At 57.5% G+C, this 18,897-nt stretch carries 16 protein-coding genes; 13 read left to right on the top strand and 3 right to left on the bottom strand.

The window, feature by feature from the left end:
• Positions 1–59: 59 nt before the first annotated feature.
• From trpB to bioB, 5 genes are all read left to right on the top strand, one after another.
• Positions 60–1,262, top strand: coding sequence for a tryptophan synthase subunit beta (gene trpB / locus ACI43T_RS10895; protein WP_405387057.1), 1,203 nt, complete (start codon positions 60–62; stop codon positions 1,260–1,262).
• Between the two features lie 101 nt (positions 1,263–1,363).
• Positions 1,364–1,885, top strand: a complete 522-nt coding sequence (locus tag ACI43T_RS10900) for a chorismate--pyruvate lyase family protein (RefSeq protein ID WP_405387059.1) — start codon at positions 1,364–1,366, stop codon at positions 1,883–1,885.
• A gap of 188 nt (positions 1,886–2,073) precedes the next feature.
• A complete protein-coding gene (locus tag ACI43T_RS10905; RefSeq protein WP_009173355.1) occupies positions 2,074–2,274 on the top strand; it encodes a hypothetical protein in 201 nt (66 codons plus the stop codon).
• 59 nt (positions 2,275–2,333) lie between these two features.
• On the top strand, positions 2,334–3,029 hold the full coding sequence (locus ACI43T_RS10910; protein ID WP_405387061.1) for an SIR2 family NAD-dependent protein deacylase: 696 nt from the start codon (positions 2,334–2,336) through the stop codon (positions 3,027–3,029).
• A 201-nt stretch (positions 3,030–3,230) separates the two neighbouring features.
• Positions 3,231–4,283 carry a biotin synthase BioB gene (bioB, locus tag ACI43T_RS10915; RefSeq protein WP_405387063.1) on the top strand — a complete coding sequence of 351 codons (1,053 nt, stop codon included), beginning with the start codon at positions 3,231–3,233 and terminating at the stop codon, positions 4,281–4,283.
• 66 nt (positions 4,284–4,349) lie between these two features.
• Here bioB and ung read toward each other — a convergent pair whose 3' ends face one another.
• Complete coding sequence (gene ung, locus ACI43T_RS10920) at positions 4,350–5,009, bottom strand: uracil-DNA glycosylase (protein ID WP_405387065.1); 660 nt, start codon at positions 5,007–5,009, stop codon at positions 4,350–4,352.
• 118 nt (positions 5,010–5,127) lie between these two features.
• Positions 5,128–6,138 (bottom strand): tryptophan--tRNA ligase, encoded by a 1,011-nt coding sequence (gene trpS / locus ACI43T_RS10925; protein ID WP_405387067.1) that lies wholly within the window; start codon positions 6,136–6,138, stop codon positions 5,128–5,130.
• Positions 6,139–6,786: 648 nt separating this feature from the next.
• Between trpS and clpB the strand changes: the two genes are divergently transcribed.
• From clpB to ACI43T_RS10955, 6 genes are all read left to right on the top strand, one after another.
• Positions 6,787–9,360 (top strand): ATP-dependent chaperone ClpB, encoded by a 2,574-nt coding sequence (gene clpB / locus ACI43T_RS10930; RefSeq protein ID WP_405387069.1) that lies wholly within the window; start codon positions 6,787–6,789, stop codon positions 9,358–9,360.
• Positions 9,361–9,640: 280 nt separating this feature from the next.
• On the top strand, positions 9,641–11,410 hold the full coding sequence (locus ACI43T_RS10935; RefSeq protein WP_405387071.1) for an ABC transporter ATP-binding protein: 1,770 nt from the start codon (positions 9,641–9,643) through the stop codon (positions 11,408–11,410).
• Between the two features lie 131 nt (positions 11,411–11,541).
• Complete coding sequence (locus tag ACI43T_RS10940) at positions 11,542–12,249, top strand: O-methyltransferase (protein ID WP_405387073.1); 708 nt, start codon at positions 11,542–11,544, stop codon at positions 12,247–12,249.
• A 140-nt stretch (positions 12,250–12,389) separates the two neighbouring features.
• Complete coding sequence (locus ACI43T_RS10945; protein ID WP_405387075.1) at positions 12,390–13,043, top strand: class I SAM-dependent methyltransferase; 654 nt, start codon at positions 12,390–12,392, stop codon at positions 13,041–13,043.
• 151 nt (positions 13,044–13,194) lie between these two features.
• A complete protein-coding gene (locus ACI43T_RS10950) occupies positions 13,195–14,958 on the top strand; it encodes an ABC transporter ATP-binding protein (RefSeq protein ID WP_405387077.1) in 1,764 nt (587 codons plus the stop codon).
• A gap of 119 nt (positions 14,959–15,077) precedes the next feature.
• A complete protein-coding gene (locus ACI43T_RS10955) occupies positions 15,078–16,013 on the top strand; it encodes a dihydroorotate oxidase (RefSeq protein WP_405387079.1) in 936 nt (311 codons plus the stop codon).
• A gap of 98 nt (positions 16,014–16,111) precedes the next feature.
• Here ACI43T_RS10955 and ACI43T_RS10960 read toward each other — a convergent pair whose 3' ends face one another.
• A complete protein-coding gene (locus ACI43T_RS10960; protein ID WP_009173366.1) occupies positions 16,112–16,477 on the bottom strand; it encodes a MerR family DNA-binding transcriptional regulator in 366 nt (121 codons plus the stop codon).
• A gap of 128 nt (positions 16,478–16,605) precedes the next feature.
• Between ACI43T_RS10960 and ACI43T_RS10965 the strand changes: the two genes are divergently transcribed.
• Both ACI43T_RS10965 and ACI43T_RS10970 read left to right on the top strand, forming a co-directional pair.
• Positions 16,606–17,271 (top strand): RBBP9/YdeN family alpha/beta hydrolase, encoded by a 666-nt coding sequence (locus tag ACI43T_RS10965; protein WP_405387082.1) that lies wholly within the window; start codon positions 16,606–16,608, stop codon positions 17,269–17,271.
• 195 nt (positions 17,272–17,466) lie between these two features.
• On the top strand, positions 17,467–18,804 hold the full coding sequence (locus ACI43T_RS10970; protein ID WP_297957235.1) for an MFS transporter: 1,338 nt from the start codon (positions 17,467–17,469) through the stop codon (positions 18,802–18,804).
• Positions 18,805–18,897 lie beyond the last annotated feature (93 nt).

Raw genomic sequence — 18,897 nt, forward strand, 5'->3', positions numbered from 1 at the left:
TTTCAGACGGCCTTTAACAGACCGAGGCCGTCTGAAAAAACAGACAAGGAAGAAATCCGATGAAAAACTACCAAGCGCCCGACGAGAAGGGCTTTTTCGGCGAACACGGCGGACTTTATGTTGCCGAAACCCTGATTCCCGCCTTGCAAGAGCTGGCGGATGCCTATAAAGCAGCGAAAAACGACCCGTCGTTTTGGGAAGAGTTCCACCGCGATTTGAAACACTACGTCGGGCGCCCCAGCCCCGTTTACCATGCCGCGCGATTGTCCGAGCATTTGGGCGGCGCGCAAATCTGGTTGAAGCGCGAAGACTTGAACCACACCGGCGCGCACAAGGTAAACAACACCATCGGTCAGGCATTGCTTGCCCGCCGCATGGGCAAAAAACGCGTCATCGCCGAAACCGGCGCGGGTCAGCACGGCGTGGCTTCCGCCACCGTCGCCGCCCGCTTCGGCATGACTTGCGACGTGTACATGGGCGCGGACGACATCCAGCGTCAAATGCCCAACGTGTTCCGCATGAAATTATTGGGCGCAAACGTGGTCAGCGTCGACAGCGGCAGCCGCACGCTGAAAGACGCGATGAACGAAGCCATGCGCGAATGGGTCGCCCGCGTGGACGACACGTTCTACATCATCGGCACCGCCGCCGGCCCTGCGCCGTATCCCGAAATGGTGCGCGATTTCCAATGCGTCATCGGCAACGAAGCCAAAGCGCAGATGCAGGAAGCCATCGGCAGACAACCCGACGTCGCCGTTGCCTGCGTCGGCGGCGGCTCGAACGCCATCGGCCTGTTCCACCCGTATATCGGCGAAGAAAACGTGCGCCTCGTCGGCGTGGAAGCCGGCGGTTTGGGCGTGGACACCCCCGACCACGCTGCACCGATTACCAGCAAAGCCCCCATCGGCGTATTGCACGGCTTCCGCAGCTACCTGATGCAGGACGAAAACGGCCAAGTCTTGGGTACGCACTCCGTTTCCGCAGGCCTCGACTATCCCGGCATCGGCCCGGAACACAGCCACCTGAACGACATCAAGCGCGTCGAATACACCGTCGCCAAAGACGACGAAGCACTCGAAGCCTTTGATTTGTTGTGCCGCTTCGAAGGCATCATCCCCGCGCTCGAATCCAGCCACGCCCTCGCATGGGTAGTCGCCAACGCGCCGAAAATGGGCAAAGACCAAGTGATTCTGGTCAACCTGTCCGGCCGCGGCGATAAAGACATCAATACCGTGGCGAAGCTGAAAGGGATTGAGTTGTAAAAACAAAATAAATCGCTGAGGCCGTCTGAAACATTTTATAAAAGCGTTTCAGACGGCCTCAATATAAATCCGAAAACAGTCTTGCCGCATACACACGAATCATGACCCGAAACCAAATTCCGTCCCTTCTCTGGCAGCCCGACATTCCCGAGTCCGTAGCGCTCGGCTACGGCAAACAGATGGTGGCGCTGCTGCAATCCCCGTCGCTGACCGCCGCATTGCGCGGCCTGGGTTTCGATTTCACCGTGAAACTGCTGGACTTGGGCATCGGTGCAGCCGGAGCATGGTTCGGGCCGTCTGAAAAACAGGAAGAATTTATCCGCGACGTGTTGCTCTGCCTTGACGGCGAACCCGTCGTTTGGGCGCGCAGCGCCTGCGAACCGCATTCGCAGTGGCGCGGGGTGCTGGACTGCGGCACGCAGCCGCTGGGCGAGCGGTTGTTTGACGGTTCGCTGCCGCTGGTGCGCTCCGCATTCGAGTTTTCCGGCGTGCAGGAATGCCGCACTGAAAACGGCCTGCCTGCCCGAGCCTTTGCCGCCCGCCGCTCGTGGTTCGGGATGCGGGGGGAGCGGCTGTGGCTGGTGGAATGCTTTTTACCGGCCCTGGGCAAGTACGGCGGTTGAAGGATGGTATTGGGAACGTTTTGAAAGGCCGTCTGAAAAGTTATGAAAACTTTTCAGACGGCCTTCGGTTTGACGACCGATAATAAGTAAATGAATGAAAGAGTAGGGCGGAAGAATTTATACCGGAGCATGTTTGTGATACATTTCATATCTTTACAAACCACAACAGACAGATTAGGGAAAAAGAGATGTTTTGGTATATCGTTGGTTTTTGCGCCTTCGTCGTTTCCCTGCTCGCGCTTTGGGTGAACGCCAGCGCGTTCGGTATGCAGGACGACGGTACGCCGCAGTCGGAGTATGAAAAACTGCTCGGGTTGGGAACGAAGCTGAAAGACAAGGAAGTCGCCGCCAAAGAGCGAGAAGCGGCGCGGTTTCATCCCGACGACTGATATGGAAACGGTTTGAGGCCGTCTGAAATCCTGTTCGAACGGCCTGACGGAGCAGCAATATGAAGAAAAAATGTGTCGTGTTGACCGGCGCGGGCATCAGCGCCGACAGCGGCCTGTTGACTTTCCGTGATGCGGGCGGTTTGTGGGAAGGGCATAAAGTAACCGATGTCTGTACGCCCGAAGCGTTGGAACGCAATCCGAAGCTGGTCATCGATTTTTACAACCAGCGCAGGCTTCAGGCCAATGCCGCCGAGCCGAACGCCGCGCATAAGGCTTTGGCGGAGCTGGAAAAATATTACGACGTGCACATCATCACGCAGAATGTGGACGGCCTGCACGAAAAGGCGGGCAGCAGCAAGGTTCTGCACCTGCACGGCGAATTGAACAAATTGCGCAGCGTTGCCGACGAAAACGAGATTATCGGGTTTACCGGCGAGCAGACCGACGACGTGCGCGACAGCAAAGGCGGGCCGATGCGTCCGCACATCGTGTTTTTCGGCGAGGAAGTGCCGCTGTTTCCGCAGGCGGCGGAGGAAATGCGCGATGCGGACGTGGTCATCATCGTCGGTACGTCGATGCAGGTTTATCCGGCGGCGTCGCTGATTCACTATGCGCCGCCCGATGCGGATTGTTATCTGGTCGACCCGAACCCGCAGGGCGTAGGCGCGGGCGTCGAGGTGATTGCCGAACGCGCCGCGTCGGGCGTGCCGAAACTGGCGGAGTATCTGATAGGGCGGGCCGGCGGGCAGCCCTGATTGCGGCCGCGGGCCGTCCGAACGGGAAATCCTGTTCGGACGGCCCGATTGTTTTAAAAACCTTTTGCCCTGTTTTTTTAAAAGCGTTACACTTCCCCTGCCGTTTTCAGACGGCCTTTTTTAAATCCGCTGCTGCCGTCATTGCGCCGGCAGTCAGGCCGTCAGCGTCATTGCGCCGCTGTAAACACGAAAGAACACACTATGACCGTATCTCCCGTCGCCTTGCGCCGTAAGACCGAGCGCAAGCCGCATCCGACCGCGCGCTATTGGAAAAAATGCGATGTCGAAGCCCTGTTCGGCCTTCCATTCCTCGACCTCGTTTACCAAGCCGCCGAAATCCACCGTCAAAATTTCAACCCGCGCGAAATCCAGCTTTCCACCCTGTTATCCATCAAAACCGGCGGCTGCCCCGAAGACTGCGCTTACTGCCCGCAATCGGCGCACCACAACACCAATCTGGGCAAAGAGCAGATGATGGATGTGGATGAAATCGTCGAAAAAGCCAAAATCGCCAAATCGCGCGGCGCAAGCCGTTTCTGCATGGGCGCGGCATGGCGCGGTCCCAAACCCAAAGACGTGGAGACGGTTTCCGCAATCATCAAAGCCGTGAAGGGATTGGGCATGGAAACCTGCGGCACGTTCGGTATGCTCGAAGACGGCATGGCGGAAGACTTCAAAAAAGCAGGTTTGGATTACTACAACCACAACCTCGACACCGACCCCGAGCGCTACAACGACATTATCCATACGCGCAAACACGAAGACCGCATGGACACCTTGGGCAAAGTCCGCAATGCCGGTTTGAAAGTCTGCTGCGGCGGCATCGTCGGCATGAACGAAACACGCGCCGAGCGTGCCGGACTGATTGCCAGCCTCGCCAACCTCGACCCGCAGCCCGAAAGCGTGCCGATTAACCAGTTGGTCAAAGTGGAAGGTACGCCGCTGGCCGATGCCGAGGATTTGGACTGGACGGAGTTTGTCCGCACCATCGCCGTAGCGCGGATTACCATGCCGCACAGCTACGTCCGCCTGTCGGCAGGGCGCAGCAATATGCCCGAATCTATGCAGGCAATGTGTTTCATGGCGGGCGCGAACTCGATTTTCTACGGTGACAAGCTCTTAACCACCGAAAATCCCGACGAAGACGGCGACCGCCTGTTGATGGAAAAGCTGGATTTGTATCCGCTGCGGTTTGAGTTGGAAGAAGAATACGAAGCGGCGCAGGAAACGCCCAAGATTAAGGTGGATTATTGAAGCGGTTTGAGAAACGGGATAAAGGCCGTCTGAAATTTTTTCAGACGGCCTTTCCAATGGAATGGTTCAAACCTGCCAGTCGATGACGGCCGTTCCGTGTGCGGCCAGGTAGGCGTTGGCCTGCGAGAAGTGTTTGCAGCCGAAGAAGCCGCGGTAGGCCGAGAGGGGGGACGGATGCGGCGAGGACAGCACCAGATGGCGGCGGCGGTCGATGAACGCGCCTTTTTTCTGGGCATGGCTGCCCCAAAGCATGAAAACGATGTGTTCGCGGTATTCGTTGAGCTGGGCGATGACGCGGTCGGTAAACTGTTCCCAACCCAGCGCGGCGTGCGAGTGCGCCTGTCCCGCGCGCACGGTCAGAACGGTGTTGAGCAGCAGCACGCCCTGTTCCGCCCAGTGTTGCAGGCAGCCGTGCTGCGGGATGCGGAAGCCGGGGATGTCGTCGGCCAGTTCTTTGTAGATATTGGCCAGCGAAGGCGGGATGTCGATTTCGGGCCGGACGGAGAACGCCAGCCCGTGCGCCTGTCCTGAGCCGTGATACGGGTCCTGCCCCAGAATGACGACTTTGACCTGATTGAATTCGGTGGCTTTGAATGCGTTGAACACGTCGGTGGCGGGCGGGTAAATAATCCGGCCGGCTTCGCGTTCCTGCCGCACGCTTTGGATGATGTGGCGGAAATAGGGCTGCTCTTTTTCCGCGCCGAGTGCTTCGTGCCAAGTCTGCATGATGTGTCCTGATTTTGACGGTTCGGGCTTAATTATAACGTGAAAAAAAGGCGGGTAAGAAAGGCAGAACGGATGAAGAGGCCGTCTGAAACTGAGTTTTCAGACGGCCTTTGCGTTCTTATTTCAGCCTGCGGATGCCGACGGCGTCGCGTACTTTATCCAGCAGTTCGCGCGCTTCTTTGCGCGCTTTGGCGGCGCCCGCCTGCAGGATGTCTTCGATTTGCGAAGGATTGGCGGTCAGCTCGTTGTAACGTTCGCGCGGTTCAGCCAGCTCGGCGTTGATTTTGGCGGCCAAGAGTTTTTTGGCTTCGCCCCATGCCAGGCCTTCGGCAAGCATTTGTGTGAACGCTGCGGTTTCAGACGGCGTGGAGAAGGCTTTGTAGATTTCAAACAAGGGGCTTTCGTCGGGCTGTTTCGGCTCGCCCGGCTCTTTCATGTTGGTGATGATTTTGTTGACCGATTTTTGGGTTTTCTTGCCGTTTTCCCAAAGCGGAATGGTGTTGCCGTAGGATTTGGACATTTTGCGTCCGTCCAAACCGACCAAGAGTTCGACGTTTTCGTCGATTTTCACTTCGGGCAGGGTGAAGACTTCTTTGAAGCGGTGGTTGAAGCGGCCGGCGATGTCGCGCGCCATTTCGACGTGTTGGATTTGGTCGCGGCCGACGGGCACTTCGTTGGCGTTGAACATGAGGATATCGGCGGTCATCAGGATGGGGTAGCTGTACAGCCCCATTTCTACGCCGTGGTCGGGGTCTTCCTGATTGTTTTCGACATTCGCCTGCACGGCGGCTTTATAAGCATGGGCGCGGTTCATCAGGCCTTTGGCGGTGATGCAGGTCAGAATCCAGTTCAATTCCATCACTTCGGGAATGTCGCTTTGGCGGTAGAAGGTGGTGCGTTCGGGATCGAGTCCGCAGGCAAGCCAAGTGGCGGCAACGGCTTGGGTGGATTGGTGAATCATCTCCGGCTCGTGGCATTTGATGATGCCGTGGTAGTCGGCGAGGAAGAGGAAGGATTCGGTATCGGGGTTTTGCGCCGCGCGGACGGCCGGGCGGATGGCGCCGACGTAGTTGCCCAGATGCGGGATGCCGGTGGTGGTTACGCCTGTGAGGACGCGTTTCTTGCTCATGGGATTCTTTCTTTCTGGGTAAGGAGATAACTTGTTATCCAAATTATACATTAGAAAGCGACCGCTTAAATTTTGTCTGCTATTTATAAAACAGGGGCCTGGTCCGACGGATTTTAATAGGTTCGTAAAAATAATTTAAAAATGAAACTGAATCTTAATATCTAGTGTCCTATAAATTAGGATGTTTGCTAGGTAAGGTAAATATTCCTATGTTTAATATGATTTTTCTTAAAAACATTAAAATGAAAATATGGACAAGGTATGTTTTGCCAATATTGTGTGTAACTATATCAACCACAGTTATAACGCTAGGAATAAAATATCTTTTTCCAAATAAAGATATGTTCTATTGGCAAATTTCTATCAGCATGTTCGTAACAGTGATACTGCTTCGATGGTTTGATCGAATAGAACGCTGAATTTGGTTTTTTCACATCTTTTAAGGCCGTCTGAAAATATTTTCAGACGGCCTTACTTGTTTTTCCTCTTTAAGTTATCCACAGGTGTGAGAAAGTAATATCTATATATAACATAATGTTAATTAATCATAATAATCTATTTTAAGTTTCACTATTGAGTTACCCACAAGAGAGACCATATAACCGCCATCAAGAAACTTTAAATTCAAAAAGAAAAGGAAACCTAAAGATGAGATTCGACAAATTAACCGCCAAATTCCAACAAGCCCTTGCAGAAGCTCAGAGTTTGGCGTTGGCTGCGGACAGCAGCTATCTGGAAGCAGGCTTCGTGCTGAAAGCCCTGCTTGACGATCAAAACAGCGGAGCCGCCGCGCTCTTGGCTCATGCGGGCGTGAACGTGCCGCAGGTGAAACAGCGTTTGCAGCAGCATTTAAACAGCCTGCCGAAAGTGTCCGGCCAGGGCGGCGATATTCTGCCCAGCCGCGAATTGCAGGCGGTGTTGAACCTGATGGACAAAGCCGCAACCAAACGCGGCGATGCCTATATCGCCAGCGAACTTTTCCTGCTCGCCTTGGTGCAGCAAAACGATGCGACCGGCAAAATCCTGAAAGAAGCCGGAGCGACCGAACAAAACATCAATACCGCGATTGACGCGGTACGCGGAGGACAAAACGTGAACGATGCCAATGCCGAAGACCAACGCGACGCTCTGAAAAAATACACGCTCGATCTGACCCAGCGCGCCCGCGACGGCAAACTTGACCCCGTTATCGGCCGCGACGACGAAATCCGCCGCGCCATTCAGGTATTGCAACGCCGTACTAAAAACAATCCAGTGTTGATTGGCGAACCGGGCGTGGGTAAAACCGCCATTGTCGAAGGTTTGGCGCAACGCATTGTCAACGGCGAAGTGCCCGAATCCCTGCGCAACAAACGCCTGCTGGTTTTGGATTTGGCGGCATTGATTGCCGGTGCGAAATACCGTGGCGAATTTGAAGAACGCTTGAAAGGCGTATTGAACGATTTGGCGAAAGACGACGGCAACACTCTGATTTTCATCGATGAAATCCATACTTTGGTCGGCGCAGGCAAAACTGACGGCGCGATGGACGCGGGCAATATGTTGAAACCGGCTTTGGCGCGCGGCGAACTGCACTGCATCGGCGCGACCACCTTGGACGAATACCGCCAATACATCGAAAAAGACGCGGCACTCGAACGCCGCTTCCAAAAAGTATTGGTCGGCGAACCCAGCGTGGAAGACACCATCGCCATCCTGCGCGGTTTGCAGGAACGTTACGAAATCCACCACGGCATCGACATCACCGACCCCGCCATCGTTGCCGCCGCGGAATTGAGCGACCGCTACATCACCGACCGCTTCCTGCCCGACAAAGCGATTGATTTGATTGACGAAGCTGCCAGCCGCATCAAAATGGAGTTGGACAGCAAACCCGAGCAGATGGATAAACTCGACCGCCGCATCATCCAGCTCAAAATGGAAAAAATGCACGTTGCCAAAGAAAGCGACGACGCCAGCAAAAAACGTTTGGAACTGATAGACGAAGAAATCGACGGCCTGCAAAAAGAATACGCCGATTTGGACGAAATCTGGAAAGCCGAAAAAGTCGCGTCTTCCAGCACCGCCGACATCAAGAAACAGATGGACGACATCAAAGTCAAAATCGAGCAGGCCAAACGCCAAGGCGACTTCGCCCGCGCGTCCGAACTCGAATACGGCGAGTTGCCGAAATTGGGCGCACAGTTGCAGGCGGCGGAAAGCAACCCCGACGGCAAAAAACAAAACAAACTCTTCCGTACCGAAGTCGGCGCGGACGAAGTGGCCGAAATCGTATCGCGTATGACCGGCATCCCCGTGTCCAAAATGATGGAAGGCGAACGCGACAAGCTGCTGAAAATGGAAGAAGTATTGCACCGCCGCGTGGTCGGACAGGACGAAGCCGTACGCGCCGTGTCCGATGCCATCCGCCGCAGCCGCTCCGGCCTTGCCGATCCGAACAAACCCTACGGCAGCTTCCTGTTCTTAGGTCCGACCGGCGTAGGTAAAACCGAGTTGTGCAAAGCCTTGGCAGGCTTCCTGTTCGACAGTGAAGACCACCTCATCCGTATCGACATGTCCGAATACATGGAAAAACACGCCGTTGCCCGCCTGATCGGCGCGCCTCCAGGCTATGTCGGCTACGAAGAGGGTGGTTACCTGACCGAACAAGTCCGCCGCAAACCGTATAGCGTGATTCTGCTGGACGAAGTGGAAAAAGCCCATCCCGACGTGTTCAACATCCTGCTGCAAGTATTGGATGACGGTCGCCTGACCGACGGACAAGGTCGCACCGTGGACTTCAAAAACACTGTTATCGTCATGACTTCCAACATCGGCAGCCAGCACATCCAACAAATGGGTACGCAGGACTACGAAGCCGTGAAAGAAGCGGTGATGGAAGAAGTGAAAGCCTACTTCCGCCCCGAAATGATCAACCGTATCGACGAAGTGGTCGTGTTCCACGGACTGGATCAGGAGAATATCCGCAACATCGCGAAAATCCAGCTCAAAGGCTTGGAAAAACGTTTGGAAGCGCAGCACCTGCACCTGAAAGTGGACGATGCCGCCTTGGATTTGATTGCCAAAGCCGGTTTCGACCCCGTGTACGGCGCACGCCCGCTCAAACGCGCCATCCAGTCGGAAATCGAAAACCCGCTGGCCATGGCGTTGCTCGAAGGCAAATATGCGCCCGAAAGCACGATTCATGTGAAAGAAGAAGGCGGCAGGCTGGTGTTTGCCTGATTTGAGGGCTTAAACGCCATAAAGGCCGTCTGAAAACATGTCGTACAGGTTTTCAGGCGGCTTTTTTGATACATTACGCAAGTGGTTCGGCAGAACTTTTTAGAGGCCGTCTGAAAAAACTTTCAGACGGCCTGTTTTATACAGAAAAAGTGATGGTGTTCCGTGCAAAATAAGGTGGCGGATTTTCGTGGTTCATTTCTCGTTCTGATATTAAGTAATAGAAATCATTTTCGTTTCTTGTTAAACTGGTTCTGCCTTTTCCGATAGACAGGAGCCGCCCATGAAAACGCCCCCCGTTCACTGGCAGTTGGTTGAGCCGGTCAGACATCGTATTTACACCGCCATGCTGCTTTCGGTGGCGGCGGCGCTGCTGTGGGTGGCGTCGCTTGCGGTAACGGCGTTCCTGTTTGCGCGCGTGCTGGCGGGCCGGCCTTCGGCAGGGTTGGCGGCGCTGTTGGCAGGCTTGGTTCTGATGTCTTACCTTTTGCGGATGCAGTCGTTCAAGCGGTCGCATTTTGCCGCGTTCGAACTGGAAAAAGTGCTGCGGCTCAAGCTGGCGGAACGCATCGGGCGCGCGCCGCCGGGGCTGGCGGTGGATTCTGGTGCGGCGGCACTGGCGCAGGTGGCGCAGAACGATGTGGCCGCGCTGCACGCCTTCGTGGCCGACAGTACGCCTTTGTATGCCCGTTCGTTTGCCGCGCCTCTTTTCGCCTTCCTGATCCTGCTGTTCTTCGACTGGCGGCTGGCGTTGGCGGCGGCGGCCGTGCTGGCGGCGGGCATGGGCGTGTTGTCGCTGGTGATGAAAAAGGGGCAGAGCGAAATGAAGGCATATGCCGAAGCGCGCGAACAGGTCAGCCGCGCGGTGGTGGAATTTGTGCAGGGCATGGGCGTGGTGCGCACTTTCGACGGCGGTGCGGCATCGTTCGGGCGTTACAGCCGCGCGTTGGACGGCTATCTGGGCTACCTGAAGGGCTGGTACAAAAGAAACGGTCTGCCCGCCCGCTTAGGGCTGGTCGTGTTGTCGCCGCTGCCGACGCTTTTGGTGCTTTTGTGGTGCGGCGCATATTGGTATGCGGACGGCTCGCTGCCGTTTGCCGCCTGGCTTGCCGTTTTGCTGGCGGGCACGGGCATGGCCGAAGCCATCATGCCTTATATGGCTTTGTTTCACGCCGTCGAAGGGGCGAAAATGAGCGCCGCGCGCATCGCCGAGCTGCTCGACACGCCGGTCTTGTCGGCGCGCGGCGAGGGAAAAACGCCCGAAGGCGGCGATATTGTGTTCGACAAGGTTTGCTTTTCGTATCCGAACCGTCAGGACAAAGCCTTAGACAGTGTCAGCTTCACTGCGAAAGCAGGCACTTGGACGGCCTTGGTCGGCGCGAGCGGTTCGGGCAAGAGCACCGTCGCCCGCCTAGCCGCCCGTTTTTGGGATGCGGACGAAGGCAGCATTTCCGTCGGCGGTACCGATGTGCGCGACATCGACCCCGATGCCTTAATGTCGCAGATTGCCTTTGTGTTCCAAGATAATTTCCTCTTCACCGGCAGCATTGCCGACAACATCCGGCTGGGCATCCCCGACGCCGCGCAGGCCGACATCGAAAACGCCGCCCGCGCCGCCAACGCCCACGCTTTCATCACCAAACTGCCGCAAGGCTACGCCACCCCCGTCGGCGAACGCGGCGCGTCGCTTTCCGGCGGTCAGCGCCAGCGCATCACCATTGCCCGCGCCATCCTGCAAAGCCGCCCCATCCTGATACTGGACGAAGCCACCGCCTACACCGACGCGGAAAACGAAGCTCTGATTATGGGCGCGCTCAAAAAACTCATGCGCGGCAAAACCGTGCTCATGGCCGCCCACCGCCTGAGCACGGTGATGCACGCCGACAACATACTCGTATTCGACCAAGGCCGTCTGAAAGAGCAGGGCACGCACGCGCAACTTTTGGCGCAAAACGGCATCTACGCCGAACTCTGGCGCGCGCACGAACAAAGCAAGGCATGGCGCTACGGCGGGCGCGGGGCGGCGGATACGGCGGGCAGCCCCGCCGTGTAGCAGGCCGCAATCGGTTTTCAGACGGCCTGAAAGAGCAAAAGGCCGTCTGAAAAAACAACACGGTTCCGGCAGCCGTATCGGGAACGACACTGCCTTCCGTGCCGTCTGAAAACCCCGCAGAAAGGAAAACCATGCCCAAACCTACCCGACAAAACTTCGCTTTTTTAAACGACGCAAAAACCGAAGCCGTATTGTTCGACCTCTACACCGCCGCCGTACGCCAGATTCCCGGCCTGATATGGCATTTTCTGCCCCAACTGCCCAAACTGCTGGGCAAAGGCAGCGGCTGGACGGGCGAAAACGAAGCTTATTTCGACGACAAATACATCCCCATCGTCCCGCAGCAGGGCGCATTCCTGTATATGCAGGCCTTGGCCAAGGGCGCGAAAAACATTGTCGAATTCGGTACGTCTTACGGCATTTCCACGCTTTATCTGGCCGCAGCGGCCAAGAAAAACGGCGGCCGCGTGATTACTACCGAATACCTGCCGCATAAAGCCGAAGCCGCCCGCCGCCACTTCGCCGCCGCAGGGCTGGCCGACTACATCGAACTGCGCGAAGGCGACGCACTGGAAACTTTGCAAGACATCGCCGGCGGCATCGATTTCGTGCTGCTCGACGGCTGGCCGAACTTGGTTTACCCCGTGTTCAAACTGCTCGAACCCAAACTCGCCCCGCGCGCCGCCGTCGCCGTGGACGACGTGGAAGGCTACACCCCCGCCATGCAGGATTATCTGGACTACGTCCGCAATCCCGCCAACGGCTATGTTTCCGCCACCTTAAAGCCGCATAAGGCCTTGGAATACAGCGTGAAAACAGGCGGGGCGGATGCCGCTTGAGGCCGTCTGAAAACTAAAAAGCAGCCTGCAACCCCGTCCCCTTTCCCGTAGGAGAGGGTTAGGGAGAGGGCAAACCTGAGCGGCAACAGAAATTTTTAACCTGCCATACCGCCAACCCGACCAACCATTAAGGAAGCCACATGGAATTATCCGCCGAACAAACCGCCGCCCAACTGCGCTGCCCGCACGGCGAAGCAGGCACGGTATTCGGGCAGGCGATGAACCTGCGCAACCTGACCCAAATCGTCAGCGCGTTCGCCGCCGCCCGCCTGCAAAACGGCGACAACATACTGGAAACCGGCTGCGGCAACGGCGGCCTTTTGGGCTACATCCTGTCGCAGGCGGACGGCCTGCACTACACCGGCCTGGAAATTTCGCCGCTGATGCACGAGCAGGCGCAGGCGTTCAACGCACCGTTTATCGCCGCAGGGCAGGCGGATTACCGGCTGTATGACGGCGGCGCGCTGCCCTTTGCCGATGCCGCGTTCCACAAAGCCGTGTCGGTAAACACCGTCTATTTTTGGGACGACGCGCCCTTCATGCTGGCCGAACTCTGCCGCGTGCTGAAATCCGGCGGGCGGCTGTGTCTGAATTTCTGCGAAAAAGACTTTATGGCCAAACTGCCGTTCGCGGCGCACGGCTTCACGCTTTACGATGCCGCCGACATCCGCGCCCTAGCCGAAAACCTGCCGCTGCGCTGCATTTCGGAACAACGCAGCCGCGATTGGGCAGTCAGCAAAAGCGGTAAATTGGTGCGGCGGGAATTTGTCGATTTGGTGTTTGAATGCGTATAGCCTGTGCACAAAAGAACAGGCCGCAATCGGTTTTCAGGTAGACCGAGCCAAACGCCGGAAAACACGGAACTGTCCGCCGCGCATCAGAATTTTGAAATACCGTGCGAAGCCGTTTTCAGACGGCCTGCACACCCGAAACAGGAGAACCGACATGTCCGCCCCCGATGCCGAATTAAAAACTGCCTCTCCCGCCGCCATCTACCGCATCGTGATGGCGGCGGCGGGGGAATTTGCGCCGCAGCTCAGACGCTGCCTGTGGCTGCTGGTGCTGACCGCCGCCTTGCAGGGCCTGGCCTTCGCCTTGTTTGTGCCGCTGTTCCACGCGCTGCTGGCGGGCGGGGCGGCCGAGGCGCGAAGTTATCTGTACGCCATTACTTCATTGTTTGTCCTGACTACGGTAACACGCTGGTTTTCCTACGATTTCGACTACAACGGCCATGCGGCGGGCGCGGGCGACAGTTTGCGGCGGCGGCTGGGCCTGCAACTTCGGCGCATTCCGCTGCAAGTCCTGTACCGCCGCCGTTCGGGCGAAACGGGGGCGATGCTGGCAGGAACGGTGGACGACGTGGTGAACTATACGCTGACCGTCAGCGCCATGCTGATTCCCGCCCTTGTCATCCCCGCTGTGTTCGCGCTGTGCATCACGTGGTACGACTGGCGTTTCGGCGTGTTGCTCGCGGCCTTGTTCTCCCTGTTGTCCGCCGTGGTTAAACGGATGCGGCCGCGCCTAGCGGAAGACCGCAGCGAAACGGCGGCGGCCTTGGACGATTTGAACGGCGAGCTGTTGGAATACATGCAGGGGCTGCCGGTTTTGCGTTCGGCGGGCTGCACGGGCGAACGTTCCGCCAGGCTGGCCGCCGCTGCCGAACGGGTGCGGAAGGTGCAGGAAGACGTATCGGTGCGCGAAGGGCTGCCGAACCTGTTTATCGGCTCGGCGGTGGAAACCGCCATGCTGTCCGCGCTGGTTTTCGGGTTGTGGCAGTTGTCGTCGGGGCGGACGGACGCGGCATTCCTGGCGGCGCTGATTGTCGGCATCGTGCGCTTCGGCGAGCCTTTGGGCTACCTGCTGTCTTATACCGCCGTTTACGAAATGGTGGTGCAGGGCTATTTGAAACTGCGCGAATTTGAAAACATCAAACCTCTGCCCGTAACTGAAGGCGGCAAGGTGCCGACCGCTTACGACATCGAATTCGACAACGTCGATTTTGCCTACGAAGGACGGAAAGAAAACACCTTAAACCGAATCAGCCTTAAGATTCCTGCCCGCGCCATGACCGCGCTGGTCGGTTCGTCGGGCTGCGGCAAAACCACCCTGGCGCGCCTGATTATGCGTTACGCCGACCCACAGGCGGGCAGCATCAGGATAGGCGGCACGGACATCAGGAGCCTGCCCGAGGGCGAACTGATGAAGCTCGTCTCCATCGTTTTCCAAGATGCCTACCTGTTTGACGACAGCGTCGCCGAAAACATCCGCATGGGGCGTTTTGACGCAAGTGACGAAGAAGTCGAGCAGGCCGCCCGTACCGCCGGCTGCCACGATTTCATCAGCCGCCTGCCGCAAGGCTACCAGACCCGCGTCGGCGACATCGGCGGACGGCTCTCCGGCGGCGAGAAACAGCGCATCACCATTGCCCGCGCCCTTTTGAAAAACGCCCCCGTCGTCATCCTCGACGAGCCTACCGCCGCCTTGGACACTCAGAGCGAAGTCGCCGTCCAGCAGGCCATAGACGCGCTGATTCGGGACAAAACCGTCATCGTCATCGCCCACCGCCTCTCCACTGTCTCCGGTGCCGACAACATCGCCGTGATGGAAAACGGCCGCATCGCCGAGCAGGGCACGCACGCCGCCCTGCTGGCGCAGGACGGGCGTTACGCGGAATTGTGGCGGTATCAGAACGAAGGTTGGGCGGCGTAGTCAATTATAGTTGCCGCAGGAGGCGTAAGGCCGTCTGAAACCATGTTTCAGACGGCCTTACGTCGATTTGATGCTAAAATACGGCCGATTGTAACTGCCATACTGAAAAGGAGACGTATATGCCGTCAACACAAACGCAAATCGCAGGGTTTCATTTCGACAACTGCCTGATGAATGCCGCAGGCGTAGCCTGTATGACCGTCGCCGAGCTGGAAGAGGTCAGGAACTCGTCGGCGGGGAGCTTCGTAACCAAAACCGCGACTTTGGATTTTCGGGCGGGCAATCCCGAGCCGCGCTATCGGGACGTGCCGCTGGGCAGCATCAACTCGATGGGGTTGCCGAACCAGGGCATAGACTACTATCTGGACTATCTGCTCGAACTGCAAAACAAAGTGCCCGAGCGGACGTTTTTCCTGTCGTTGGTCGGCATGTCGCCCGACGAGACGCACACCCTGCTGAAAAAGGTGCAGCAAAGCGGCTTCAACGGCCCGACCGAACTCAACCTTTCTTGCCCGAACGTGCCGGGCAAACCGCAAATCGCCTACGATTTCGACACGACGGAAACCATCCTGACCGACGTTTTTTCCTATTTCACCAAGCCCTTGGGCATCAAGCTGCCGCCTTATTTCGACTTCGTCCATTTCGATCAGGCCGCGGCCGTGTTCAACCGCTTCCCGCTTAAATTCGTCAACTGCGTCAACTCCATCGGCAACGGCCTGTATATTGAGGACGAAACGGTGGTTATCCGCCCGAAAAACGGTTTCGGCGGTATCGGCGGGGCGTATATCAAGCCGACCGCGCTGGCCAACGTGCACGCTTTCTATTGCCGCCTCAAACCCGAAATCCAAATCATCGGCACCGGCGGCGTAACGAGCGGACGCGATGCCTTCGAACACATCCTCTGCGGCGCAAGCATGGTGCAAATCGGCACGGCGCTGCATCAGGAAGGCGTGGCGGCGTTTGACCGCATCGGCGGCGAACTCAAAGCCATCATGGCGGAAAAAGGTTACGGCAGCTTGGACGATTTCCGCGGCAAACTGAAATATCTCGGTTGATGCGGATATACGGCGGCAGGATTTTTGCCGTAAACGCGCCAACAGCCTGAAAAGCCCGAGCGGCCTTTCAGGCTGTTTTGGTTTGGGCAAAACCGTTTTCAGACGGCCTCATTGCCGCCGGATGCTTTTTCCGCCGCCAGCAGGCCGGCAATCAACTGCTCCGAGCGGTGCAGGCCGTCTATCTGCTGCCGGATGCGCGCCTGCGTGTCGGCCAGTTTGCCGCGCAGCTCGCTGCAAAAGTTTTGCGGTTCGTCATTCAGGCAGTCGCGCAGGAGGGCGATGTCTTTCAGGGCGAGGCCGGCACGGTTGAGCATGACGGCTTTGCGGACGAAGCCGATGTCCCGTTCGTCGTATTCCCGATAGCCGCTTGGCGTGCGTGCGGGAACGAGTATGCCTGCGCTTTCGTAAAAACGCAGCATCCGCACGCTGATACCGCAGCGGCGGGCAAATTCGCTGATTTTCATATTGACCCTGACATAGTGTCATTGTGTAAGGTAATGCTTTAGCCCCTGTTTGCCGCTCATCGCCGAGCGGCGCGCTTTGCCGGAGCGTCAAGGTTTCTATTGTAAACAACATGATACGGAGCATCAAAATGAATCGCAGACGATTTTGCGCCGCCGCAGGCGCGGGCGTATTGCTGGCGGGCTGCAAAAGCCTGCCGAAACCCGACGGCGGCCCCGTGCGGGTATTTATCATCCACGGCTACGGCGCCACGGTTGCCGACCACTGGTTCCCGTGGCTGGCGCAGCAGTTGCGGCGACGCGGAATGGAAGTTGTGCCGGTGCCGCTGCCCAACAGCCTGCATCCCGATTACGGCCGCTGGCAGGACGCGCTGGCGCGGACGGTGGGGATGCCGTCAGGGCGCACGGTATTGGTGGCGCACAGCCTGGGTACGGTTTCGCTGCTGCATTATCTGAGCCGGATTCGTCCGCACAAAGTCGGCGGGCTGGTGCTGGTGTCTGCGTTCGGCGCACGCATTCCGACACTGCCGCAGATTAACGGTTTCGATGTTGACGGCTATGTCGACCGGTGCCCGATTGATTTTGCCGCCGTGCGCCGCATGACGGACCGGATTGCCTTGTTTACCGCCGACAACGATAACATCGTGCCGCCGGAAAACACCCGCCGTTTGGCGCGGCAGTTGGGCGGAAAACCGGAAGAAATTACCGGTGGCGGCCACTTTTTGGGCAGCGACGGCTTTACCGAGTTTCCGCAGGTGTTGCGGGCGATAGAGCGGATGGCGGCGGAAATAGGCTGACGAAAGGCCGTCTGAAAACGTTTTCAGACGGCCTTTCATCGAAATCACGGAATATCGGAAACACACGGCGGCGGTTGTCCGGCGGGGAGGAAAACCGTTTTCAGACGGCCTGCGCCCGCCTTCGCAAATTCTGGACAATTGTTAACAATATCTCTATATTACCGTTTTTCCGTTTTCCAACCGTGGTTACCGATTATGAATTCTCCGCAACATCACCAACACCATCTGCGCAACAATCCCTATAAGGTTGCTATCGCCTCTATGATTGGCACGGCTATCGAATTTTATGATTACTACATCTACGCGGCGGCGGCCGTGCTGGTGTTCAATTCCCAGTTTTTCGACAAAAGCGACCCCGCCGTCGCCACGCTGCTGTCGCTCTCGACGCTGGCGCTGGCGTTTTTCGCGCGCCCCGTCGGTTCGGCGCTGTTCGGCCACTTCGGCGACAAAATCGGCCGCAAGAAAACGCTGGTGGCTTCGCTGCTGACGATGGGGCTGTCGACCGTCTGTATCGGCCTGCTGCCGACTTATCAGGAAATCGGCCTGCTCGCCCCGCTGCTGCTGTGTGTCTGCCGTATCGGCCAGGGTATCGGCTTGGGCGGCGAATGGGGCGGCGCGGCGCTGGTGGCGACTGAAAACGCGCCGGAGGGCAAACGCGCCTGGTTCGGCACGTTTCCGCAGTTGGGCGCGCCCATCGGCCTGTTGATGGCCAACGGCGTGTTTTTCCTCATCAGCTCGATTATCGGTCACGACGCGCTGGTGGAATGGGGCTGGCGCATTCCGTTTGTCGCTTCGCTGGTGCTGGTGCTGGTCGGCCTGTGGATGAGGATGACCATGCACGAAAGCCATGTGTACCGCGAGGCGGAAGAGCAGGGCAAAACCAAAGCCGCGCCGGTGAAGGAAGTGTTTGCCGGCCACAGGAAACCGATATTGCAGGGCACGTTTATCATGGTGTCGACTTATGTGCTGTTTTACATCATGACCGCGTTCGCGCAGGTGTATTCCAAATCGCCGGCGAAATTGTCCGAGTTCGGCCATCCGCAGGGTTTGGGTATTCCGGCCAACACGTTTACGGGCTTTTTGATGATCAGTGCGGTGGTGTTCGGCGCGTTCATCAGCTTTTCCGGCATCTACGCCGACAAAATCGGCCGCCGCCGCTTCTTGATCTGGGTAACGTTTGCGATGCTGGCGTTCGGCCTGCTGATGCCGCAGTTTCTGACCCACGGTTCGCCGGCGAGCGTATTGGCGTTCCTGCTTATCGGGATGGCGCTGATGGGGCTGACCTTCGGCCCGATGGCGGCGCTGCTGCCCGAATTGTTCCCTACCGAAGTGCGCTACTCCGGCGCGTCACTGGCATATAATTTCGCCGCCATCATTGGCGCGTCCATCGCCACACTGGTTGCCATCGAACTCAATGCGTACTACGGCATCATCGGCGTCGGCCTCTACCTTGCCGCCAACTGCGTTTTGACGCTTCTCGCGTTGAACAGCACCCACGAAACCAAAGACGTGGATTTGGTGGATACCCAGTAGGTTTGGAATGAGGAAAAGGCCGTCTGAAAAATTTCAGACGGCCTTTTATCAATCATTTGTCCAACCGAACCGGTTTCCCCTTTACCTTGGCGC

Origin of the sequence: Neisseria oralis (assembly GCF_045062685.1) — a bacterium.
GTDB classification, from domain to species: Bacteria; Pseudomonadota; Gammaproteobacteria; order Burkholderiales; family Neisseriaceae; genus Neisseria; species Neisseria oralis.